This is a genomic window from Acidovorax sp. BoFeN1 (genome assembly GCF_003345135.1).
Classification (GTDB): Bacteria; Pseudomonadota; Gammaproteobacteria; order Burkholderiales; family Burkholderiaceae_C; genus Acidovorax; species Acidovorax defluvii.
This window is the reverse complement of the sequence record NZ_QOZT01000007.1, coordinates 1-21866: the sequence shown is the minus strand read 5'-3', so window position 1 is coordinate 21866 and position 21866 is coordinate 1. Positions and strand designations below refer to the sequence as shown.

The window sequence follows — 21866 nt, the reverse complement described above, 5'->3', positions numbered from 1 at the left end:
GAGCCGACCATGCAGATCATCGAACTTCTGACCCCGCATTACGAAGCCGCCTGGCTGCCCTGGGCAGTGCAGTATTTCTTTCTGGCCGGTGTGGCCACGGGTGCAGCCCTGCTTACCGCCTTGTGCAGCTGGGACTCAACCGGCAGCTCCTTGCAGCGCCTGCTGCCGGTGGCCGTGCTGACGCTTGCCGTCAGCGCCATTGCCGCGCCCGTTTCGCTGCTGGCCGACCTGCACCAGCCTGCCCGTTTTTGGCACTTCTATGCCCATTTCACGCCCTGGTCGTGGATGTCGGTGGGCGCGCTGCTGCTGCCGGTGTTTGTCATGCTGTCCGTGGCCCTGTGCGCCAGCTGGTGGCTGGGCAAGACCCACTGGATGCGCCTGCTGTCTCCGCTGCTGGTGCTCTCGGCGCTGTCCATCACGGTCTATACAGGTGCCGAAATGATGGCAGTGCGCTCACGCCCGCTGTGGAGCACGATGTGGGTACCGGTCAACCTGGCGCTTACCGGCTGGCTGGCCACGGTGGGCGTGGCCTTCGTGCTGGAGCGCTTCTTGCCCGCCGCGCTGCGCCCCGGTGCCGCCGCCCTGCAGTTGCTTCGCGGCTTGGGGCTGGCACTGGCCGCTGCGCTGGTGGCCGTGGCCACGGCCTGGGCGTTGACGGGGATGAACGGTGGCAGTCCGTCCTTCGACGCAGCGCTGCGCCTGTGGAACGACTTCCCCGTCTGGCGCATGACCATGGTGGGTTCTGCCATTGGCGGCGCAGCCGTGGTGGGTGCGCTGCTGCGTGGCCGCCATCGGCTGGGTGCCAGAGGCTACACGCTGGTGCTGGGCCTGGGGCTGGCTGCCAGCGCTTGGGTCTTCCGCTGGGCACTGTTCATGGGCGTGCAGGGGGTTCCGAAGTTTGGCGCAGGCCTGTACCTGTACCACATGCCATTGGGCGGCGACGGCCTCTTGGGCATGGTCGGCGTGGCCGGACTGTGCGTGGCGCTGGTGGCGTTGGCCAGCTGGGCACTGGAGCTGTTTCCCGCCCGTCAGGCCAAGGCAGTCGCCTGACGGTGATCCTTGCCTTAGATATCCATTCAAATTGGCATAAAACCCAATGCAGACAAGCGCTAGCAGCTATATAAATAATAGCATTAGATGACTGCTGCGCTGACCTGAAAGAGACTTCCCATGACCGACAAAAACCAACCTCCCGTTCCTCAACACGCTGGCAGCACTGACACCAGCCCCGAAATGAACCGCCGCCGCATGCTGCTGCGCGGCGGCGCCGTGGCCGGTGGCCTGGCTGCGTTTGCCGCCGGATACGGCGAGACGGTGGTCAAGGGAGCCAAGGGCCTGGTTACGGGCACATCCGGCACACCCACCAAAAGCGCCACACGCGGAAACGCACTGACACCAGAGTTCCGCATCGACCCCGTGACGGGCCAGCTCACCACCCAGCCTGGCCAGGTGGTCAGCCCCAGCAGCTGCCTGGGCTGCTGGACACAGTGCGGTATCCGTGTGCGTGTCGACACCGGGCACAACCAAATCCTGCGCGTCGCCGGCAACCCCTACCACCCGCTGGCCACCACGCACCATGCACCCATGGAAACGCCGGTGCGTGAGGTGTACGCCATGCTGGGCGGCGACAACGGCCTGGAAGGCCGCGCCACCAGCTGTGCGCGCGGCTCGGCCATGTTCGAGCACCAGACCGCACCGCATCGCGTGCTGCAGCCGCTCAAGCGGGTGGGCCCGCGCGGCTCGGGCCAATGGAAGACCATCGCGTTCGAGGATCTTGTCAAGGAAATCTGTGAAGGCGGCGACCTGTTCGGCGAAGGCCATGTGGACGGACTGCGGGCCATCCGCGATGTGCAAACGCTGATCGACCCCGAGAACCCCGAATACGGCCCAAAGGCCAACCAGCTATTGGTGACCGATGCCTCCAACGAAGGTCGCACGCCCTTGATCAACCGCTTTGCCCGCCAGTCTTTTGGCACCGTGAACGTGTCCAACCACGGCGCCTACTGCGGCCAGACCTACCGGGTGGGCACGGCAGCCGCCTTGGGCAACCTTGCCGGCATGCCCCACGGCAAGCCAGACTGGAAGAACTCGCGTTTCGGCCTGTTTATCGGCACCGCGCCGGCACAGGCTGGCAACCCCTTTCAGCGAATGGGACGTGAGCTGTCCGAGGCACGCTCGCGTGCACAGAACACGTACCAGTACGTGGTTGTCTCGCCCATCCTGCCCATGTCCTCCAGCCATGCGGCAGGTGACAACAACCGCTGGTTGCCCATCAAGCCCACCACCGATCTCGCTCTGGTCATGGGCATGATCCGCTGGATCATTGACAACGAGCGCTACGACGCCCGGTTCCTCAGCCAGCCCGGTCCGTCCGCCATGGCCGCCGCAGGCGAGGCCGCGTGGAGCAACGCCAGCCACCTGCTGATCAACGATGCGAAGCATCCGCGTTACGGGCAGTTCTTGCGCGGAGCGGACCTGGGGCTGCCTCTGCCCGAGCCGGTGGACGAGAAAACACCCGCCGAAGATCTGTATGTGGTGCAACTGGCCGACGGCAGCCTTGCCCCGCACACCGTGGCCCAGCCCGCTGAGCTGGTGGTGCAGCGCGACTTCACCCCGATCAAGGCAGCTGACGCCACCGAGGAGCCCGCGCCGATGGCCGTCTGCACATCGTTCGTCAAACTGCGCGAAGAAGCGCGGCGCCAGACGCTGCAGGAATACTCGGACAAGTGCGGCGTGCCGGTGAAGGACATTGAAGATCTGGCGCGCGAATTCACCAGCCACGGCAAGCAGGCCGTGGCCAACTCGCACGGCGGCACCATGAGCGGTGCAGGTTTTTACACCGCCTACGCCATCGCCATGCTGAACAACCTGATCGGCAACCTCAACGTCAAGGGCGGCTGGGTTCTTGATGCCGGCCCCTTCGGCCCCTTTGGCCCTGGCCCGCGCTACAACTTTGCGCAGTTCCCTGGCGCGGTCAAACCCACGGGTGTGGCCCTTTCACGCACGCGCTTCCCCTACGAAAAAACCAGCGAATTCAAACGCAAAAAGGAAGCCGGCCAGAACCCCTATCCCGCCAAGGCTCCGTGGTATCCCGCCCCCGGGGGCATGAGCAGCGAAATGCTGGCCGCCGGCCTGCTGGGCTACCCCTACCCGGTGAAGGCGTGGGTCAACCACATGAGCAACCCGGTGTATGCCATCTGCGGTTTCGAGAACACGCTGGTGGACGCCATCAAAGACCCGAAGAAGCTGCCGCTGTTCATCTCGGTGGACCCGTTCATCAACGAGACCTCGGCCCTGGCCGACTACATCGTGCCCGACACCGTGACCTACGAGAGCTGGGGCATCGGCGCCCCATGGGCCGACGTGGTTGCCAAGAGCTCTACCGTGCGCTGGCCCGTGGTCGAACCCGCCACCGCCAGGACCACCGACGGCAAGCCCGTGAGCTTTGAAAGCTTCGTGTTCGCTGTCGCCAAACAGCTGGGCCTTCCCGGCTTCGGCAAGAACGCCATGAGCACCAAAGAGGGCGAACCGCTGGACCTGGAGTCGTCCGAAGACTTCTACCTGCGTGGCATGTGCAACATTGCCTACCAGGCCGGCAAGCCTGTGCCCGAAGCCAGCGAGGACGACATCGCCATCACCGGCCTCACCCGCTGGATGCCCGATCTGGAAAAGCGCCTCAAACCCGAGGAAGTGCGCCGCGTTGCCATGGTGATGAGCCGCGGCGGGCGCTTCGACAAGATCGACGACGCCTGGAACGGCGAACAGGTCAAGGCCGCCCACAAGTTCCCGGTGCAGCTTTGGCACGAAGGCCTGGCCAAGATGCGCCACTCGATGACGGGCGAGCGCTACGTGGGCTGCCCCACCTGGTACCCCACCCGCTTTGCCAGCGGTACGAGCATGCGCGAGCATTTCCCCGAAAGCGACTGGCCGCTCACCCTGAGCTCCTACAAATCCAACCTGATGAGCTCGATGTCGATTGCGGCCTCGCGCCTGCGCCAGGTGCACCCACACAACCCCATCAGCCTCAACAGGGACGACGCGGCCCGGCTGGGCATTGCCAACGGCGACCGCATCGAGGTCAGCACCCCCGGAGCGCGTGTGCAAGGCGTGGCACTGGTGCGTGGGGGCATTGCACAGGGGGCAGTGGCCATCGAATACGGCTACGGACACAAGCAACTGGGTGCCGTGGCCCATACCGTGGATGGCAAGCTCACCGCCCACAACCCGCAGCACGGTCAGGGCGTGAATCTGAACAGCCTGGGCTTTGCCGACCCTACGCGGCCCGCCAAGGACAACGTCTGGATTGACTGGGTGTCGGGCGCGGTGGTTCGGCAGGGGCTGCCGGTCAAAGTGCGGCGCGTGTAAGGGAGGCCGGCCAGCAGGGCCGCCTTCCTACAATGCACGCACTCCCCCACAGCCGCACTCCATGCACATTCTGATCGTCGAAGACAACACCCTGGTTGCCAGCGGCATCCAGACCGGGCTGGAACTGCATGGCTTCACCAGCGACACGGCGGCCAGCGTGGCCCAGGCCAGAGCCCACATGGCCCGCCGTGACTTTGATGCCTGCGTGCTGGACCTGGGCCTGCCCGATGGCGACGGCATCGACCTGCTGCGCCACTGGCGCGCGCAGGGGCGGGATGTGCCGGTGCTCATCCTCACCGCACGCGGCACCATCGAGGACAAGATGGCCGGTTTTCAGACGGGCACCGATGACTACCTGACCAAGCCCTTCGATCTGCAGGAGCTGGTGATGCGACTGCGCGCGTTGCTGCGCCGCGCGGGCGGGCGTGCCGGCGATCTGATGATGCTGGGCGACTGCCAGGTCAACATGGCGACGGGCGAGATCTCCCGCGAAGGCAAGCCCGTGGAGATTGCGCGCCGCGAATGGGCGCTGCTGTCGGCACTGGTGCAGGCGCGCGGGCGCGTGCTGAGCCCGGCGCAGCTGCACAACAGTCTCTATGGACTGGACCTGGACGTGGGCAGCAACACCGTCAACGTGCACGTGCACCACCTGCGCAAGAAGCTGGGTGCCGACGTGATCGACACCGTGCGCGGTCAAGGTTTTCGCCTTGGCGCCCGCTACTGCGACAGCACGACATGACGCCCCTGCCGAAAAGTCTGCGCCTGCGTTTGGTGCTGGGCCTGAGCCTCACCATGTGCCTCATCTGGGGCGGCGTGGCGGCCTGGCAATTCACCAACATGCAGCGCGAACTGCGCACCATGCTGGACGATCGGCTAATCGCCTCGGCCCGAATGGTGGCAGGCATCGTGGTGCAGTTCCAACCCATGCAACTGGCCACCACACCGCGTGCGCAAAACGATGCACTGCTCTCGGTGATAGCGCGCGATGGCGTGGCCTGCGAGGTGAGCCTGGTTCGCAGCGAGGTGGATTTTTTGCCCATCGCCAGAACCAACAATATTCCTGACATGGCGTCCGCAGGCAGCGCGGGTTTTGGCCAGATCACCAAGGGCGGAAAGCAGTGGCGCACCTATGTGCTGGAGGAAAACGGCGTGCGCGTGGCCACCGCCGACCGGCTGGACATGCGCGATCATCTGGTGCAGACCTTCCTGCGCTCGCTGGTGCTGCCTTTTGCCCTGGCGCTTGTCGGCGTCCTGCTGCTCACGTGGTGGATCTGCACGCTCAGCCTGCAGCCACTGCAGCGTTTGCGCGACGAGCTGGTTGAACGCCCGCCGCAAGACCCAACGCCCGTCAAGTCAGGCCACGACATCAAGGAGCTGGCCCCGCTCGTCGACAGCCTGAACCAGCTGCTGGAGCGCATGGACGCCAGCATCGAACATGAACGCCGCTGGACCACAGATGCGGCACACGAGCTGCGCACCCCCCTCACGGCCATCAAGACCCATGTGCAAGTCGCGCAAATGGCGCTGGCCGCCAATACACCGAATGCCCCGCAGGACAGGGTGGCCAACGCCTTGCGCCAGGCGGGTGAGGGCATCGACCACATGCACGCAACGCTGGAGCAGCTGCTGCAGCTGGCTCGCGTGGAAACGGCCACTGCCGGCGACACGCGCCACACAGTGGGTACCGAGATTGCGCAAGCCTTTCGACTGGCCTGCCGGCAATCCCTGCACCGCGCCAAAAACGAAGGCAGCGCAGTGCCCGCCATAACGCTGGACGCGCGCGAGGTGCCGTCCGAGCCCGCGGCCTGGGAAACCGTCCAGTTGCCCCTGGCGCCGGCGCTGCTGACCTGCGCCATCACCAACCTTGTAGACAACGCACTGCGCTACCACCGTGGCCCGACACCCGTGAGCGCCACGCTGCAATGGCACGCAGGCACCGCTGGCGACGGGCAGGTGGAAATTTGCGTGCGTGACCAGGGGCCGGGCCTCACGGCAGATGAATGCGGGCAGGCGCTGAAGCGCTTTTGGCGCAAGTCTGGCAGCGATCCGGGCAGTGGACTGGGGCTGACCATCGTGCACCGCATCGCAGAAAGTGCGGGCGGCACGCTGGTGCTGGAGCCCGGCACGCCCGGCCTGGTCGCCCGGCTGCGGCTGCCCACTTGCGCTGCAGATGCCGCCCCTGCGCATGGCACTGCACGAGGCTGAAAAGGACTGACGACCATGGAACGCATGCTGCATTTAGGCCCGCTGGTGCTGCCCTGGGCACTGCTCATCATGCTGGCCGGCTGGCAACTGGGCGTCTGGGTGCATGAACGCCTGTCCGTGCGCCGGGGCCTTGCGCCCGGCCCGCACGGCTGGCGAATGGCTCTTGTGGCGCTGCTGGCAGCGCGCCTGGGCTTTGTGCTGCGCTACACCGGTGAATATGTCGCTGCACCCTGGTCGATCATCAACATCCGCGACGGTGGCTGGGAACCCTGGGCCGGCCTGGGTGCCGCCCTGCTCTACTGCACCGTGTTGTGGTTGCGGCGCAGCCCCTGGCGCCGGCCTGCAACGGCAGGTCTGGCCACGTTCACTGCCGTCTGGCTGGCGGGCCTGGCGCTGCTGCACGCCACGGCCCCACCACGCGTGGCAGACCTGCCACCCTGGCACGGCGTGGCACTGGATGCGCGCACCGTCTCACTGCCAGATCTGCGCGGCCAACCCGTGGTGGTGAATCTATGGGCCAGCTGGTGCCCGCCCTGCAGGCGCGAGATGCCGGTGCTGCTGCAAGCGCGCAATGCAAAGCCACAAATCCGCTTCCTGTGGGTCAACCAGGGCGAGGCGCCCGATGTCGTCTCACGCTTTGCCACCCAGCATGGCTTGCCGCATGCCGATGTGGTGCTGGACCAAACCTCCCAGCTGGGCAGCAGCCTGGGCTACAAGGCCCTGCCCACCACGCTGTTCTATGACGGCCAGGGCCGATTGGCCGCAGTGCGCGCGGGTGAGCTGTCTGCCGCAACGCTGGCAGACAACCTGGCGCTGATCTCCAGCCCCATGATTCCCATGATTCCCGCGAGTCCCGCGAGTCCCGCGAGTCCCGCCAAATGACCACAGTGGCGTGCAAATAGCCACCCGACACCCTCATCAGAAAACCTGCTGCTCGAAGCTCGCTTGAGCTTGCAGGTACCGGGTATCAAGGGTGGTGCGGTTGGCCTTGAACCGTTCACAGGCCGCCTGCCAGTTCAATCGCACCAGGTTTTATCGCTTGTGCCCACGTCAGCGTTCTACATGCGCATGCACGTGCACGTGCATTGAGCCTTGCCAGCGGCGTAGTCTTCATGCCCACTCAACACAGCTGCGATTTCGTCGTTATCAACGCATGGGCTCACGATTCAAGCTCTCCGCTTGCATTCCGCATTCCGCATCTGGCAGCGCACATGCGCTGGTGCGTCATCACGCTCACCGTGAGCAGCGCGTGGCCCGGCGCACCTGCTTTGTGTGCCCATCCCTGGCACAAAGCAAAAAAGCCCAGAACCTTTCGGCTCTGGGCTTTTGCTATCAATGGTCGGCGTGGCGGGATTCGAACTCGCGACCCCTTGCACCCCATGCAAGTGCGCTACCTGGCTGCGCTACACGCCGACAAGACTTAAATTATATACAGAAAATTCTTCAGTTCAGGGAAAGCAATGCACGAATTTCAAATAATTCCTGGCGCACCGCATTGCTGTCGAACAAACCGCCAAGCACATCAGTGCCCGCGCCTTGGGCGATGTCTGCGCCCGTGCGCATGGACACCAATTCCGACATCAACACCGGTGGCAGCGGCGCTTCATCGTGCGCGGAAGGCACTGGATCCTGCAAGCGATTGCGCGCCCCACTGATGGTGAAGCCCTGGTCGTACAGCAAGTCGCGGATGCGTCGGATCATCAGCACCTCGTGGTGCTGGTAATACCGGCGGTTGCCTCGCCGTTTCATGGGCCGCAACTGGGTGAACTCCTGCTCCCAATAGCGCAGGACATGCGGCTTGACGCCACACAACTCCGCAACTTCACCAATCGTGAAGTACCGCTTGGCGGGAATGGATGGAAGCTGGGTGCCCATGGATGGTGATTCGGACGAAAAGCTGACTAGCGTACTGCAGACGCCCTGTAAACGCCAGACCGCATTGCCAATTCAGTTGCCAGTTGGATCAAAACTCACACCAAAGCCGAAGCCGAAGCTGGAACCGAAGCAGCAGACTGGATCTGCTCCTTGAGTTTGCTGCTGGCATGAAAAGTCACCACCCTGCGCGCCTGGATGGGAATGGCTTCACCGGTGCGCGGGTTTCGGCCCGGTCGCGGCGCCTTGGTCCGGATCTGGAAGTTGCCAAAACCCGAAAGCTTGACGTCCTTGCCGTCCACCAGGCGTTGCGCAATCAGGTCAAAGAAAGCGTCGATCATGTCCTTGGACTCGCGCTTGTTCAACCCGATCTGGTCGAACAGGAGGTCGGCCAGTTGCGCCTTGGTCAGCGCAGGGGTTTCGATGCTTTCTACCGCAAATTCAATCACGTCGGCGCTCCCGGTTTTTCATCCAACACGCAACCGACCACCGGTGCGGGCGACCAGTTGGGCCACGACGGCCTGCACGGCCGTGTCGATCTCGGCTTCTGTCAGTGTGGCCTCGGCCCGGCCCAGTGACAGGCGCACCGCCAGACTCTTTTCGCCAGCAGCCAGTCCACCTGCGGGCGCAGATTCGCCAGCGCGCAAGGGCTTGGGCCGGTACACATCAAACAGCACGGCCGAACGCAGCATGGTGCCAGGAACGGCAGCGGTGATGGCATCCATCACCTCGGCATGCGTCACGCGCTCAGCCACCACCACGGCCAGATCGCGCTCCACCGCCTGGTGCTTGGCGACCGGCTGGAACTGCGGCACCACCCGCTGCAGCACGGCATCCAGCTCCAGCTCGAACATCACCGGCGCCTGGGGCAGATCCCACGACTGGCGCCATTGCGGATGCAGCTCGCCCACAAAGCCGATGGCACGCCCGTTCACCAGCACGCGCGCGCAGCGACCGGGATGCATGGACGGGTGGGCGCCTGGCTCGAAGGTGGGTCGCAACGGCGCCAGCAAGGCCTCCACATCGCCCTTCACATCGAAGAAGTCAATGACCTGCTCTTTGCGGCCCCACTGCAGCATGTCATTGGGACCATAGGCCAGACCCGCCACGCGCATGGGTTGGTGAAAACCTTCCACGGTGGTGTCGGTGTTGCGCACGCTGGCATCGCGCAAAAACACACGGCCCAGCTCGAACACGCGCACCCGCTCAGCCTTGCGGTCCAGGTTGAACTTCAAAACCTGTAGCAAAGAACCCAGCAAGGTAGAGCGCATAACGCTCATCTGGCTTGCAATCGGGTTGAGCAGCTTGATGGGCTGCACATTGGCGGGCAATTCATGCTCCCAGCGCTCTTCCACAAAACTGAAGTTGATCGTCTCCTGATACCCCAGACCGGCCAGAGACCGGCGCACGGCAAACGGGCTGCGCGTGGCCTCGGCAGCGAGCTTGGGTGTGATGGGTGCCAGCGGCGGCGTGGTCGGCAGGTTGTTGTAGCCCACCATGCGCGCGACTTCCTCGATCAGGTCTTCCTCAATCGTGATGTCGAAGCGGAAGGTGGGCGGTGTGACCGTGAGCGTGCCTTCGCCCTGCACCACGGGCAGGCCCAGACGCTGCAAGGCGCCAGCACATTGCTCTTGCGTCAAGGACATGCCAATGACCTTGGCGGCGCGTGCCACGCGCAGCGTGACGGGCTTGGGCACCGGCAGGTTCACTGCCTGATCGTCCATAGGGCCGCACACCGTGTCAGGCGTGCCGCAGATATCGATGACCAGTTGGGTGATGCGTTCGATGTGTTCCACCGTCAGGCTCGGGTCCACACCCCGTTCGAAGCGATGGCCGGCATCGGTCGAAAAATTGAAACGGCGCGAGCGCCCTGCCACCGCCTTGGGCCACCAGAAGGCGGCCTCGATATAGATATGCCGGGTGTCATCGGACACCGCCGTGGCATCACCGCCCATGATGCCGGCCAGCGACTCGACCTGGCTGTCATCAGCGATCACACCCACCTTGTCGTCCAGGGTGACGGTGTTGCCGTTGAGCAGCTTGAGCTGCTCGCCCGGCTTGCCCCAGCGCACATCCAGCCCGCCGTGGATCTTGTCCAGGTCAAAAATATGCGACGGGCGCCCCAGCTCAAACATCACATAGTTCGAGATGTCCACCAGCGGCGACACACCGCGCTGGCCGCAACGTGACAGCCGGTCCAGCATCCACTGCGGGGTGGCTGCGCGCGTGTTCACGTTGCGCACGATACGGCCAGAAAAGCGGCCGCACAGGTCGGGCGCGCTCACCTTCACGGCAAGCTTGTCGGCCAGTTGGGCACTCACCGCCGAAAACGACGGCTGCACCAAAGGCACGCCCGTGAGTGCGGACACTTCGCGTGCAATGCCATAAACACTCAGGCAGTGCGCCAGATTGGGCGTGAGCTTCAGGGTGAACAGTGTGTCGTCCAGATTCAGATGCGCACGGATGTCCTGGCCAACCGGCGCAGAGGCGTCCAGCTCCAGCAGGCCGCCATGGTCTTCCGACAGCTTGAGTTCGCGGGCCGAGCAGAGCATGCCCTGGCTTTCCACGCCGCGCAGCTTGCCCACCTTGATGAGGAACGGCTTGCCGTCGTCGCCGGACGGCAACTCGGCGCCCACCAGCGCGCATGGCACCTTGATACCCACACGCGCATTGGGCGCGCCACACACGATGTTGAGCAAGGCACCCTGCCCCACGTCCACTTGGCATACGCGCAGGCGGTCCGCATCGGGGTGCTGCACGGCTTCCTTGATTTCGCCCACCACAATGTTGGTAAACGGCGGCGCCACGGGTCGCAGCTCTTCAACCTCCAGGCCGGCCATGGTCAGCGTGTCGGCGAGTTCTTGGGTGGTCAGCGGGGGGTTGCAAAATTCGCGCAACCAGGACTCGGGGAATTGCATAGTGAGAAAACTCTTTGGCGTTAGCTTTTAAAAAGATAGCTGCTTGCGCTTGCCATTATTTGGTTTCAACATAAAAACATATTGAAACCCAATGGATAAAGGCGCTAGCAGCTCACTTTTTTGCTTTATTGGAACTGCGACAGGAAACGGATGTCGCCGTCGAAAAACAGGCGCAGGTCGTTCACGCCATAGCGCAGCATGGTCAGGCGGTCAGGGCCCATGCCAAACGCAAAACCGATGTATTTCTCGGGGTCGAGCCCCATGTTGCGCACCACGTTGGGGTGCACCTGACCCGAGCCGGCCACCTCCAGCCAGCGGCCAGCCAGCGGGCCCGTCTGGAACTGGATGTCGATCTCTGCGCTGGGTTCGGTGAACGGAAAGAAACTGGGCCGAAAGCGCAGCACCAGGTCGTCGCTCTCGAAGAAGGTGCGGCAAAACGCCGTGAAGATGACCTTGAGATCCTTGAAACTCACATTCTCGCCCACCCACAGGCCTTCGCACTGGTGGAACATGGGCGAGTGCGTGGCATCGCTGTCCACACGGTAGGTGCGGCCTGGCGCGATGACGCGGATCTCGGGCATGGACTGGCCGGCATCGAGCAGTGCGCGGTGGCGCTTGACATGCTGCACCGCGTGGCGGATCTGCATGGGACTGGTGTGGGTGCGCAGCAGGTTGGGGGCGGTAGCAGTGCCGCCTTCGACATAGAAGGTGTCGTGCATGGAACGCGCAGGATGGTCTTCCGGCGTGTTCAGTGCGGTGAAGTTGAACCAGTCGGTTTCGATTTCAGGGCCTTCGGCCACATCAAAACCCATGGAGCCGAAGATGCCCTGGATGCGCTCGAGCGTCAGCGATACCGGGTGCAGACCACCCTGCCCGCGCTGGCGGCCGGGCAGGCTAACGTCCAGCGCTTCGGCCTTGAGCTGCACCTCCAGCTCAGCGTCGGCCAGCGCCTGGCGGCGTGCGGCAAGGGCTGCCTCAATGGCCTGCTTGGCGACATTGATGGCGGCGCCGCGGGACTTCTTTTCGTCTACCGACAGCTGCGCCATGCCCTTCATGAGCTCGGTCACGCGGCCCGACTTGCCCAGAAACTGCGCTTTTGCATTTTCCAGATCAGCGGGGGTGGCGCTTTGGGCAAACAGCTGCGTCGCGCTTTCGACCAGGGAATCCAACTCGTTCATATCGACTCTTGAAAATAAACAAGGGCTAGTGCCTTTTCAAGCTCTAGCCCTTGTTGTTATTGCGCAGGAAGCTATCAAAAAGATAGCTTCCCATCATGAACTCAAGCAGCCAGCTTGGCCTTGACTTGTTCCACGATGCTGCCAAAGGCAGCCTTGTCGTGCACGGCGAGGTCGGCCAGCATCTTGCGGTCGATCTCGATGGATGCCTTCTTCAGGCCGTTGGCGAACTGGCTGTAGGTCAGGCCCAGTTCACGTGCAGCAGCGTTGATACGGGCAATCCACAACTGGCGGAACACGCGCTTCTTGGTGCGGCGGTCACGATAGGCATATTGCCCAGCCTTCATTACCGCCTGTTTGGCGATCCGGAAGACGTTACCGCGGCGACCACGGAAACCCTTTGCAAGGGCGAGAACTTTTTTGTGACGGGCACGGGCCGTTACACCACGTTTGACGCGAGGCATGTATGTACTCCTTGTTCGTCGTTATTAAATGCCCATGCCGGGCAGCATTTGTGCAACCGAGGCCATATTGGTCTCATGCACAGCAACCGCACCACGCAAATGGCGCTTATTCTTGGTGGTCTTCTTCGTCAAGATGTGACGCTTGAAGGCTTGACCGCGCTTGACGGTGCCACCTGGACGAACGCGGAAACGTTTTTTCGCGCTGCTCTTGGTCTTCATTTTGGGCATGTGAATGCTCCTTTTCGTTGTGCTCGTGAGGCGTTTGCAAACCGATCTGCAAACTTGTTGGCCCCGAGCCACTTTTATCGAAAGACTTTCGCCTCTCGTTCGGCAGCGCCAAAGCACCACCTTTTCGAATGCCGCGCCATTGCGGGCTCGGCACTCAAATCCTCAAATTCATTTCACATCAGGCCGCAGTGCCAGAGGCCGGAGCAGCTTCTGCAGCCGGTTTGGGCGCAGCTGGCTTCTTCTTGCCAGGAGCGATCATCATGATCATCTGGCGGCCTTCCAGCTTGGGAAACTGCTCAATCAGGATGGTGTCAGCCAACTCGTCGCGAATGCGATTGAGCAAGGCCAAACCCAGTTCCTGGTGCGTGATTTCACGACCGCGGAACCGCAGCGTGATCTTGCACTTGTCTCCATCCGCCAGAAAACGGCGAATATTGCGCATCTTGATGTTGTAGTCGCCATCGTCCGTACCCGGACGGAATTTGACTTCCTTGATCTCGATGACCGTCTGCTTGGCCTTGGCTTCGGCAGCACGCTTTTGTTCCTGGTACTTGAACTTGCCATAGTCCATCAGGCGGCACACTGGGGGGTTCGCCGTCGCGGCGATCTCCACCAGATCCACGTCCAACTCGCCGGCCATGCGCAAGGCTTCCATCAAGCTCACAACGCCCAAAGGCTCATTCTCTGGCCCGGAAAGACGGACTTCAGGGGCCATGATTTCACGGTTCAGGCGGTGCTTGCGCTCTTCACGGTGGCGACGATCACGAAATTCAGTAGCGATGGCTATCTTCCTTGAATCAAAATGCTACAAAAATAGTAGCTAAAACCGCACCGTGGGCGCACGCCAAAGCATGTTTTCATTCAAAATCACACTTTGGAAGCGATGTCTAGGGCGATCAGCTCTGCGAACGCTTCAACGGACATCACGCCGAGATCTCGATTACCCCGGGCGCGCACTGCGACGGCTCCTGCCGCCTTCTCCTTGTCACCAGCGACGAGTATGTAAGGCAGCTTTTGCAACGAATGCTCGCGTATTTTATACGTAATCTTCTCGTTGCGCAGATCGAGCGCCACCCTAAGGTCTTGATGGGGCAGCACTTTTTGCAGTTTTGCGGCAATTTCACGACAGTAATCGCCCTGCGCGTCGGTGATGTTGAGCACTGCAACCTGCACCGGCGCCAGCCACACCGGCAGCGCACCGGCGTGCTGCTCTATCAGGATACCGATGAAGCGCTCCAGGCTTCCCACGATGGCGCGGTGCAGCATGACGGGCCGGTGGCGGGCGCCGTCTTCCCCCACATATTCGGCGTCCAGCCGCTCGGGCATGGAAAAGTCCACTTGCATGGTGCCGCACTGCCACTGGCGCCCGATCGCGTCCTTGAGCGTGTACTCGATCTTGGGGCCGTAGAAGGCGCCGTCGCCCGGGGCGATCTCGAACTCGCAGCCCGATGCCCGCAGGCTTTCCATCAGCGCATGCTCGGCCTTGTCCCAGCTTTCGTCTGAGCCAATGCGCGCCTCGGGGCGCGTGGCCACCTTGTAGATGATGTTTTCGAAGCCGAAGTCCTTGTAAACCTTTTGCAGCAAGGCTGTGTACGCCGTGCACTCGGGCAGGATGTGCTCTTCAGTACAGAAGATGTGCCCGTCATCCTGCGTGAAGCCGCGCACACGCATGATGCCGTGCAACCCGCCCGTCGGCTCGTTGCGGTGGCACTGGCCGAACTCGCCGTAGCGCAGGGGCAGGTCGCGGTAGCTCTTGATGCCCTGCTTGAAGATCAGGATGTGGCCCGGGCAGTTCATCGGCTTGAGGGCGTAGTCGCGCTTCTCGCTCTCGGTCGTGAACATGTTGTCGCGGTACTTGTCCCAGTGACCGGTTTTTTCCCAGAGCGTCTTGTCCAGAATCTGCGGACCCTTGACCTCCTGGTAGCCGTTGTCGCGGTAAACGCGGCGCATGTATTGCTCCACCTCCTGCCACAGCGTCCAGCCCTTGGGGTGCCAGAACACCGTGCCGGGCGAGTGTTCGTCAATATGGAACAGGTCGAGTTCGCGCCCCAGCTTGCGGTGGTCGCGCTTCTCGGCCTCCTCCAGCATGGTCAGGTACTGCTGGAGTTCGTCCTTCGTCGCCCAGGCCGTGCCATAAACGCGTTGCAGCATCTCGTTGCGGTGGTCGCCGCGCCAGTAGGCGCCCGCCACCTTCATGAGCTTGAAGAACTTGAGCTTGCCCGTGCTCGGGACGTGCGGGCCACGGCACAGGTCTTCAAAACTGCCTTCGCGGTACAGGCTCACGTCTTCATTGCTGGGAATGCTGGCAATGATTTCGGCCTTGTATTGCTCGCCCAGGCCCATGAAATACTGCACGGCCTCGTCGCGCGGCAGCACGCGGCGCACGATGGGCTCGTCCTTGGCAGCCAGTTCGGTCATGCGCTTCTCGATCGCCACCAGGTCCTCCGGCGTGAAGGGGTGCTTGTAGGCAAAGTCGTAATAGAAGCCGTTCTCGATCACCGGGCCGATGGTGACCTGCGCGTCCGGGAACAGCTCTTTCACCGCATAGGCCAGCAAGTGGGCCGTGGAGTGGCGGATCACATCCAGGCCATCGGCGTCCTTGGCCGTTACGATGGACAGCGGGCTGTCTGCCGTGATCTGGTGGCTGGTGTCCACCACCTTGTCGCCGATCTTGCCGGCCAAAGCGGCCTTGGCCAGACCCGCGCCAATCGTGGCGGCCACCTCGGCCACCGTGACCGGCCCTGGAAATTCGCGTTGTGAACCGTCTGGAAGCGTGATGTGAATCATGGGAGAACTCTTTCTTTTCAAACAATGCAATGGGAGCGGGCACGCGCCAGGCCCAGAAACAAAAAAGCGCGGAACAGGTCCGCGCTATCTGGAGGAGGTGTGCAATCTCGTGCAGGCGCGAACAGCCAGCCTCAGCGGCCGGTCAACATCTCCGATGTAGTTCGCGGTGTCATAACCAGATTGCCTTTCTCGCTCTTGTGCATTGAATTTGCTTGCATTTTAACCTTACGGCCAACAAAAAAAGCCCGAAGCATGCGCTTCGGGCTTTCTGAACGGTATTTTTGATGCGTTCTACGCCACACACAGGTGGCGCAGCGGCGCGTCAGATCAGTGGAACTGCTCTTCTTCGGTCGAACCCGTCAGGGCCTTCACGGAGGACGAGCCGCCCTGGATCACGGTGGTCACGTCGTCGAAGTAGCCTGCGCCCACTTCCTGCTGGTGCGACACGAAGGTGTAACCCTTTTCGCGGGCTGCGAACTCGGGCTCCTGCACCATGTTGACGTAGTGCTTCATGCCTTCGCCGCGGGCGTAGGCGTGGGCGAACTGGAAGGTGTTGAACCAGTTGATGTGGATACCGGCCAGCGTGATGAACTGGTACTTGTAGCCCAGAGCAGACAGTTCTTCCTGGAAGGAAGCGATCTGCGAGTCGTTGAGGTTCTTCTTCCAGTTAAACGATGGCGAGCAGTTGTACGACAGCAGCTTGCCGGGGTTGGCGGCCAGCACAGCCTGAGCGAACTCACGGGCGAAGCCGATGTCGGGCACGCCGGTTTCGCACCACACCAGGTCGGCGTAGGGGGCGTAGGCAATACCACGGCTGATGGCTTGCTCCAGGCCGTTCTTGACGCGGTAGAAGCCTTCTTGCGTGCGCTCGCCGGTCAGGAAGGGCTTGTCGTTGGCATCGTGGTCAGAAGTGATCAGGTTGGCAGCTTCTGCGTCGGTGCGGGCCAGAATGATGGTGGGCACGCCCATCACGTCGGCAGCAAAACGGGCCGAGATCAGCTTTTCGCAGGCTTCTTGCGTCGGAACCAGCACCTTGCCACCCATGTGGCCGCACTTCTTCACTGCAGCCAGCTGGTCTTCGAAGTGCACGCCGGCTGCGCCAGCGGCAATCATGTTCTTCATCAGTTCGAAGGCGTTCAGCACACCACCGAAACCGGCTTCTGCGTCAGCCACGATGGGCAGGAAGTAATCGATGAATTCCTTGTCGCCGGGGTTGATACCACGGCCCCACTGGATTTCGTCAGCGCGCTTGAAGGTGTTGTTGATGCGGCGCACCATGGTGGGCACCGAGTCGTAGGCGTACAGCGACTGGTCGGGGTACATGGTTTCCGATGTGTTGCCGTCAGCGGCAACTTGCCAGCCCGACAGGTACACGGCTTCCAGGCCAGCCTTGGCCTGCTGCATGGCCTGACCGGCGGAGATCGCGCCGAAGGCATTCACGTAGCCCTTCTTGGCACCGCCGTTGACCTTTTCCCAGAGCTTTTCAGCACCGCGACGGGCCAGCGTGTGCTCGATGGGCAGCGAGCCGCGCAGACGCACCACGTCCGCAGCGGTGTAACCGCGCTTGACACCCTTCCAGCGGGGGTTGGTGGCCCAGTCTTTTTCCAAGGCTGCAATTTGCTGTTCGCGGGTGAGTTGTTGGCTCGGTGCTTGGGACATGTGGTGACTCCGTCGGTTGATTGAAAAAATCTCGAACAACAAAGCTGTTGTTCATGGGGTGTACTTTAAGTCTTCTATAAGACTTGCGCAACCTCTTATGTCTTATAGAAGAGATAAATTTTTCTATTTAAAAACAATGAATTGGAACGATCATTCCTCAATATAAAAAATGATTTCTCATATTGAGAAAATTTCCCGCACTGCAGCAGATCCACAATCCCGAGATGTGAAAAACTGTTTTTGCATTGTGAAAATATGGTTTTGTGCGCCGGGGCTACTTGCCGCCGGACTCGTTGGGTACATCGGCGGGCGTTTGCACTTTAGTGTGGGTTCATTGCATACGTGAGACACAGCAACAGCGACGGGAACAGGCCGCCGCAATGCACGGCTGGGTGCATGCGCTCGCCATCGAACAGCCCTGCACCCAACCGCGCCCGGTGCGCCGGGCTGAGCACCATGGTGTAGCGGACCGAATGCAGCATGGCGGCAACACAACACTTGTTCATCCGAGAGATGAGCGCCGTTTCGTCGGGCATGATGTGCTGCTCCCATCTTCAAGTGCCCCAGTCCAGTGAACGCCCCCAGCCGCACCATCGCCTATCTGTGCCTGGCCCTCAGCATGGCGCTGGTGGGCAGCTATGTGGCGCTGTCCAAGCCGCTGGCTGCTGCGATTCCAGTGTTTCTGCTGGCCTGGATGCGTTTTGGCATCGGAGGGCTGGCCATGGTGCACTGGCTGAAGAAGCCCGCCGATGAGCCACCATTGACACCACAGGTGCGGCGGCTGTTGTTTCTGGAGTCGTTCCTCGGGAATTTCCTGTTCACCGTCTGCATGATCTATGGGGTGAGCCTGACCAGCGCGGTGTCCGCGGGCGTGATCATGGCCGCCATTCCAGCGGCTGTGGCGGTGATGAGTTGGGCCTTTCTGCGCGAGCGCGTGGCCCCACGCACCTGGGTGGCTGTGGCCTGCGCGGTGGCGGGCATTGCCCTACTTTCGCTTTCAAAATCAGAGCACTCAGCACATACTCTACAAGCGCTAGAAGGCGAAAATACTCAAAATCTTGCGTGGCTGGGTCAGTTGCTTTTGGTGGGCGCCGTCATCTGCGAAGCGGCGTATTCGGTCATTGGCAAAAAGCTCACGGGGGCGCTCGGCCCCAAGCGCATCACCTCGCTGATCAACCTGTGGGGGTTTGCACTGTCCACCCCGCTGGGCCTCTACATGGCCTGGGGATTCGACTTTGCTGCAGTGAGCTGGAACATCTGGTTGCTGCTGGTGTTTTATGCGCTGGCCGCCTGCATGTGGACCGTCTGGCTATGGATGACGGGTCTGAAGGCCGTGCCGGCGGCGCAAGGCGGCATATTCACCGTGCTGTTGCCCATCAGTGCCGCACTGGTGGGGGTGCTGGTGCTGGGCGAGTCGTTCTCAGGCCTGCAATTGCTGGCATTTGGCATTGCGCTGGCCAGCGTCCTGCTGGCCACCTTGCCCACGCGTGCGGCACTGCGCGTGGGTCAAAAGGCCAATTCAGGCCTGCAGTGACCCGGCACTGATCACGATACCGTCGGCGTCCGCATAGAGCCAGTCGCCGGGCCGCACCCACACACCCTGGATCTGCACCGCCACATCGCGCTGCCCTTCGTTGCGCTTTTCAGTAGGCAGGGGCATCAGGCCCAGGGCGCGAATCCCCACGGCGGCAGCGTTGAGTTCGGCCACATCCCGCACACAACCATCCACCACAACGCCCGCCCAGCCATTGCGTGCGGCGGCGGCGGCCAGATTGCCGCCCACCAGGGCGCGCCGCAAAGACCCCCCGCCGTCCACCACCAGCACGCGGCCAAGGCCGGGGGAGTCGACCGCTGCCTTGACCAGGGTGTTGTCTTCAAAGCACTTCACCGTTGCCACGGCGCCGGCAAAGGCGGCCACACCGCCGTAGCTCTGGAATACCGGAGGCAACACGCGAAACGCACCGCTGTCATCAGCTTTGTGCGCATCGCAGAAATCACAGGTGCTGAATGCCGTGGAATGTGGGGCGGTCATGGGCCGAAAACCTTTCATGCGGGAAGTTGCAAGGAAAAAGACGATCGCGCAGCGGCGTCGGCGAATTGTCGCGCAGACCCTGCTAGGCCAAATACCCCGGCCTGCGGGCGACACGCAGAATTTGTTCTCGCGCCACCGGGGATAACCCGCGAAAAGCAATGCATTGGACGTCTCCTGCGGTCAAAGGCTGACCCATGGTGCCCTACCGCAACAAATCGAGGCAAAAAAAGCCATGGCTCACTTGGAAAGGTGTTTTTTTCCCAGTAGCATCACCTTGCCAGTGGGAAAGCCTCGTTTCGCTGGTGAAAATTTACTTCCAACAAGGACAACCCAACATGGCAACTGCAAAAAAAGCTCCGGCAAAGGCCGCTCCCGCAGCCAAGGCGCCCGCTACCAAGGCCGCCGCACCCGCCAAGAAGCGCACCCCCAATGCCGCCTTCATGAAGGCGCTGACGCCCAGCCCCGCGCTGGCCGCCGTGGTGGGCTCGGCACCGCTGCCGCGCACGGAGATCATCAGCAAGCTGTGGGTCTACATCAAGGCCAACAACCTGCAGGACGCCGCCAACAAGCGCAACATCAATGCAGACGCCAAGCTCAAGGAACTGTTCGGCAAGCCGCAAGTGTCGATGTTTGAATTGGCCGGCCTGATCGGCAAGCACGTCAAGTAAGAGGCCTCTCTCTTGCTGCTCCCAAAAAACCGGCTCAGCCGGTTTTTTTTCGTTCGAAAGGCCGAACAATGTTGCGCCTCAACATCAATGCAAATGAGAATGACCCGCATTTGATGTAACATAAGACAGCACGACGATGCACAGCCATGTTGATCTAGCCATTGCCTCTCGCCTGCTCTTGGCGCACCCGCGCGCCACCTGCACATCCACCTTTCGACGGAGGCCTCTTGGCTAAATCACGCCCCCTGCAGCGCAGCACTGCGCTGCGTTCGCACGCTTTTCCCGCTTCCCAACACCCCGCGCCCGCGCTTGGCATGTCCTCAGACAAGGCCTTGCTGCCCCTGGGTGCCCTGATGCTGGCCGCCTCGATGGGCGCTGCGGCCCAGGGCAGCGCCCCTGAAACCACCATGTCCACCGTGACCGTTAAGGAAACGGCAGAAATTCAGGGCAAAGACACCCTGCTCCTCAAGAAAACCACAGTGGGCAAGGGCAAGCAGGACATCAAGGACATTCCCCAGTCCGTGACGGTGTTCACCGAAAAACTGATGGCCGACCGCAACCAGGACGACTTTCGTGAAGTGCTGCGCACCACGGCAGGCGTGACCTTTCTGGCGGGCGAAACCGGCGAAGAAGATGTGCGCCTGCGCGGCTTCTCACTGGGCCAGGCCGGCGACATCTACATCGACGGCATGAAAGACGCACCGCTGATCGAGCGCGACACCTTCAATCACGACCGGGTGGAAGTGCTCAAGGGCTCGGCCTCGATGCTGTTTGGCAAGGGCTCCACGGGCGGCGTGGTCAACCAGGTGAACAAGGCTCCCCTGCTGATTGACCAGCATGAGGCGGCATACACCTTCGGCACCGGCAACTCCCACCGTGCCACAGGAGACTTCAACTTCGTCACAGGCGAAAACGCAGCGTTTCGCCTGAATGCCATGGTGCAGGAAGCCGACAACTACGGCGCCAAGCAGGACAAGCGCGGCATTGCTCCCACTTTTGCCTGGGGCATCGGCACCCGTGATGAGTTCTCCATCGGGCTGTACTACCTCGAATCCAAGGGCCGCCCTACCTACAACCACCCCTGGCGCCTGTCGGCAGACGGCAAGATCAACACCACCCTGCCCGCGCGCAACTTCTACGGGCTGGAAAGCGACTACACCAACACGTCATCGCAATACGCCACGTTGGGCCATATCCACCGCTTTGATGATGGTGGCGAGCTGAACACCCGCCTGCGCTACGGCACCTACGAGCGCGACATGCTGGCCAGCACCATCGGCTTTCAGAACAGCGCCATCACGCTCGGTCAGATCAACGACAGCACCGTGCTGACGCGCTACGGTTCCAAAGGTCGCATGGGCGAAAGCGATGTGCTGCAAGTGCAAAGCGACTACAGCAACACCTTCAACTGGGGTGGCAAAAAGCACGCCGTGCTGACCGGCGTGGACTACTACGACGACGATGCGAAGCGCAACCAGAACTACGCCAACACC

At 62.1% G+C, this 21866-nt stretch carries 19 protein-coding genes and 1 tRNA gene; 8 read left to right on the top strand and 12 right to left on the bottom strand.

The genetic code is table 11. The features are described 5' to 3' along the window. Positions 1-9 precede the first annotated feature (9 nt). The 5 genes from nrfD (at position 10) to DTW89_RS02825 (ending at position 7452) form a co-directional block, all read left to right on the top strand. A complete protein-coding gene (nrfD, locus tag DTW89_RS02845; RefSeq protein WP_114654834.1) occupies positions 10-1050 on the top strand; it encodes an NrfD/PsrC family molybdoenzyme membrane anchor subunit in 1041 nt (346 codons plus the stop codon). Positions 1051-1170: 120 nt separating this feature from the next. After that, complete coding sequence (locus DTW89_RS02840) at positions 1171-4365, top strand: tetrathionate reductase subunit A (protein WP_442858088.1); 3195 nt, start codon at positions 1171-1173, stop codon at positions 4363-4365. Positions 4366-4426: 61 nt separating this feature from the next. Then, positions 4427-5104 carry a response regulator gene (locus DTW89_RS02835; protein WP_087745437.1) on the top strand — a complete coding sequence of 226 codons (678 nt, stop codon included), beginning with the start codon at positions 4427-4429 and terminating at the stop codon, positions 5102-5104. Beyond that, positions 5101-6570, top strand: coding sequence for an ATP-binding protein (locus tag DTW89_RS02830; protein WP_114654833.1), 1470 nt, complete (start codon positions 5101-5103; stop codon positions 6568-6570). Before DTW89_RS02835 ends, DTW89_RS02830 begins: the two co-directional genes overlap by 4 nt. Positions 6571-6585: 15 nt before the next feature. Further along, positions 6586-7452: a TlpA disulfide reductase family protein gene (locus DTW89_RS02825; RefSeq protein ID WP_114654832.1), complete on the top strand. Its 867-nt coding sequence runs from the start codon at positions 6586-6588 to the stop codon at positions 7450-7452. A 454-nt stretch (positions 7453-7906) separates the two neighbouring features. Here DTW89_RS02825 and DTW89_RS02820 read toward each other — a convergent pair. From DTW89_RS02820 to DTW89_RS02770, 11 genes are all read right to left on the bottom strand, one after another. Then, positions 7907-7983 (bottom strand) — tRNA-Pro (locus DTW89_RS02820). A 30-nt stretch (positions 7984-8013) separates the two neighbouring features. After that, positions 8014-8445 carry a MerR family transcriptional regulator gene (locus tag DTW89_RS02815; RefSeq protein WP_087745431.1) on the bottom strand — a complete coding sequence of 144 codons (432 nt, stop codon included), beginning with the start codon at positions 8443-8445 and terminating at the stop codon, positions 8014-8016. Positions 8446-8540: 95 nt separating this feature from the next. After that, the gene (locus tag DTW89_RS02810; protein WP_024814882.1) at positions 8541-8891 is read right to left on the bottom strand and encodes an integration host factor subunit alpha; all 351 of its coding nucleotides are present in this window, start codon (positions 8889-8891) and stop codon (positions 8541-8543) included. An 18-nt stretch (positions 8892-8909) separates the two neighbouring features. Beyond that, positions 8910-11360, bottom strand: coding sequence for a phenylalanine--tRNA ligase subunit beta (gene pheT, locus DTW89_RS02805; protein WP_114654831.1), 2451 nt, complete (start codon positions 11358-11360; stop codon positions 8910-8912). A 125-nt stretch (positions 11361-11485) separates the two neighbouring features. Next, positions 11486-12538 (bottom strand): phenylalanine--tRNA ligase subunit alpha, encoded by a 1053-nt coding sequence (pheS, locus tag DTW89_RS02800; RefSeq protein ID WP_114654830.1) that lies wholly within the window; start codon positions 12536-12538, stop codon positions 11486-11488. Between the two features lie 101 nt (positions 12539-12639). Continuing rightward, positions 12640-12999, bottom strand: a complete 360-nt coding sequence (gene rplT, locus DTW89_RS02795) for a 50S ribosomal protein L20 (protein ID WP_005795139.1) — start codon at positions 12997-12999, stop codon at positions 12640-12642. A gap of 24 nt (positions 13000-13023) precedes the next feature. Further along, on the bottom strand, positions 13024-13227 hold the full coding sequence (gene rpmI, locus DTW89_RS02790; RefSeq protein WP_024814879.1) for a 50S ribosomal protein L35: 204 nt from the start codon (positions 13225-13227) through the stop codon (positions 13024-13026). A gap of 178 nt (positions 13228-13405) precedes the next feature. Further along, the gene (gene infC, locus DTW89_RS02785; protein WP_111864239.1) at positions 13406-14014 is read right to left on the bottom strand and encodes a translation initiation factor IF-3; all 609 of its coding nucleotides are present in this window, start codon (positions 14012-14014) and stop codon (positions 13406-13408) included. Positions 14015-14094: 80 nt separating this feature from the next. Then, a complete protein-coding gene (gene thrS, locus DTW89_RS02780; protein WP_114654829.1) occupies positions 14095-16014 on the bottom strand; it encodes a threonine--tRNA ligase in 1920 nt (639 codons plus the stop codon). 327 nt (positions 16015-16341) lie between these two features. Continuing rightward, on the bottom strand, positions 16342-17673 hold the full coding sequence (gene aceA, locus DTW89_RS02775; RefSeq protein ID WP_024814876.1) for an isocitrate lyase: 1332 nt from the start codon (positions 17671-17673) through the stop codon (positions 16342-16344). Positions 17674-17993: 320 nt separating this feature from the next. After that, entirely contained in the window at positions 17994-18209 is a 216-nt protein-coding gene (locus DTW89_RS02770; RefSeq protein WP_114654828.1) for a hypothetical protein, read from the bottom strand. A gap of 83 nt (positions 18210-18292) precedes the next feature. On the opposite strand from DTW89_RS02770, the gene DTW89_RS02765 reads away from it, so the two are divergent. Continuing rightward, on the top strand, positions 18293-19207 hold the full coding sequence (locus DTW89_RS02765) for a DMT family transporter (protein WP_236637014.1): 915 nt from the start codon (positions 18293-18295) through the stop codon (positions 19205-19207). On the opposite strand, the gene rraA is transcribed toward DTW89_RS02765, so the two are convergent. Next, positions 19193-19705 carry a ribonuclease E activity regulator RraA gene (gene rraA / locus DTW89_RS02760; RefSeq protein WP_114654870.1) on the bottom strand — a complete coding sequence of 171 codons (513 nt, stop codon included), beginning with the start codon at positions 19703-19705 and terminating at the stop codon, positions 19193-19195. The genes DTW89_RS02765 and rraA overlap by 15 nt on opposite strands. Before the next feature lie 335 nt (positions 19706-20040). Here rraA and DTW89_RS02755 point away from each other — a divergent pair, with 335 nt between their 5' ends. Next, positions 20041-20373, top strand: coding sequence for an SWIB/MDM2 domain-containing protein (locus DTW89_RS02755; RefSeq protein WP_024814872.1), 333 nt, complete (start codon positions 20041-20043; stop codon positions 20371-20373). Positions 20374-20687: 314 nt separating this feature from the next. After that, positions 20688-21866: TonB-dependent receptor (locus DTW89_RS02750; protein ID WP_236637012.1), on the top strand; the 1179-nt coding region annotated here is incomplete at its 3' end.

Bases quoted from the DNA above. Each gene is read 5' to 3' on its own strand.
- rraA (WP_114654870.1), bottom strand. From the start codon at position 19,705: ATGACCGCCCCACATTCCACGGCATTCAGCACCTGTGATTTCTGCGAT.
- nrfD (WP_114654834.1), top strand. From the start codon at position 10: ATGCAGATCATCGAACTTCTGACCCCGCATTACGAAGCCGCCTGGCTG.
- thrS (WP_114654829.1), bottom strand. From the start codon at position 16,014: ATGATTCACATCACGCTTCCAGACGGTTCACAACGCGAATTTCCAGGG.
- aceA (WP_024814876.1), bottom strand. From the start codon at position 17,673: ATGTCCCAAGCACCGAGCCAACAACTCACCCGCGAACAGCAAATTGCA.
- DTW89_RS02770 (WP_114654828.1), bottom strand. From the start codon at position 18,209: ATGCCCGACGAAACGGCGCTCATCTCTCGGATGAACAAGTGTTGTGTT.
- DTW89_RS02765 (WP_236637014.1), top strand. From the start codon at position 18,293: ATGGCGCTGGTGGGCAGCTATGTGGCGCTGTCCAAGCCGCTGGCTGCT.
- DTW89_RS02755 (WP_024814872.1), top strand. From the start codon at position 20,041: ATGGCAACTGCAAAAAAAGCTCCGGCAAAGGCCGCTCCCGCAGCCAAG.
- pheS (WP_114654830.1), bottom strand. From the start codon at position 12,538: ATGAACGAGTTGGATTCCCTGGTCGAAAGCGCGACGCAGCTGTTTGCC.
- DTW89_RS02815 (WP_087745431.1), bottom strand. From the start codon at position 8,445: ATGGGCACCCAGCTTCCATCCATTCCCGCCAAGCGGTACTTCACGATT.
- rplT (WP_005795139.1), bottom strand. From the start codon at position 12,999: ATGCCTCGCGTCAAACGTGGTGTAACGGCCCGTGCCCGTCACAAAAAA.
- DTW89_RS02840 (WP_442858088.1), top strand. From the start codon at position 1,171: ATGACCGACAAAAACCAACCTCCCGTTCCTCAACACGCTGGCAGCACT.
- DTW89_RS02825 (WP_114654832.1), top strand. From the start codon at position 6,586: ATGGAACGCATGCTGCATTTAGGCCCGCTGGTGCTGCCCTGGGCACTG.
- DTW89_RS02830 (WP_114654833.1), top strand. From the start codon at position 5,101: ATGACGCCCCTGCCGAAAAGTCTGCGCCTGCGTTTGGTGCTGGGCCTG.
- pheT (WP_114654831.1), bottom strand. From the start codon at position 11,360: ATGCAATTCCCCGAGTCCTGGTTGCGCGAATTTTGCAACCCCCCGCTG.
- DTW89_RS02835 (WP_087745437.1), top strand. From the start codon at position 4,427: ATGCACATTCTGATCGTCGAAGACAACACCCTGGTTGCCAGCGGCATC.
- rpmI (WP_024814879.1), bottom strand. From the start codon at position 13,227: ATGCCCAAAATGAAGACCAAGAGCAGCGCGAAAAAACGTTTCCGCGTT.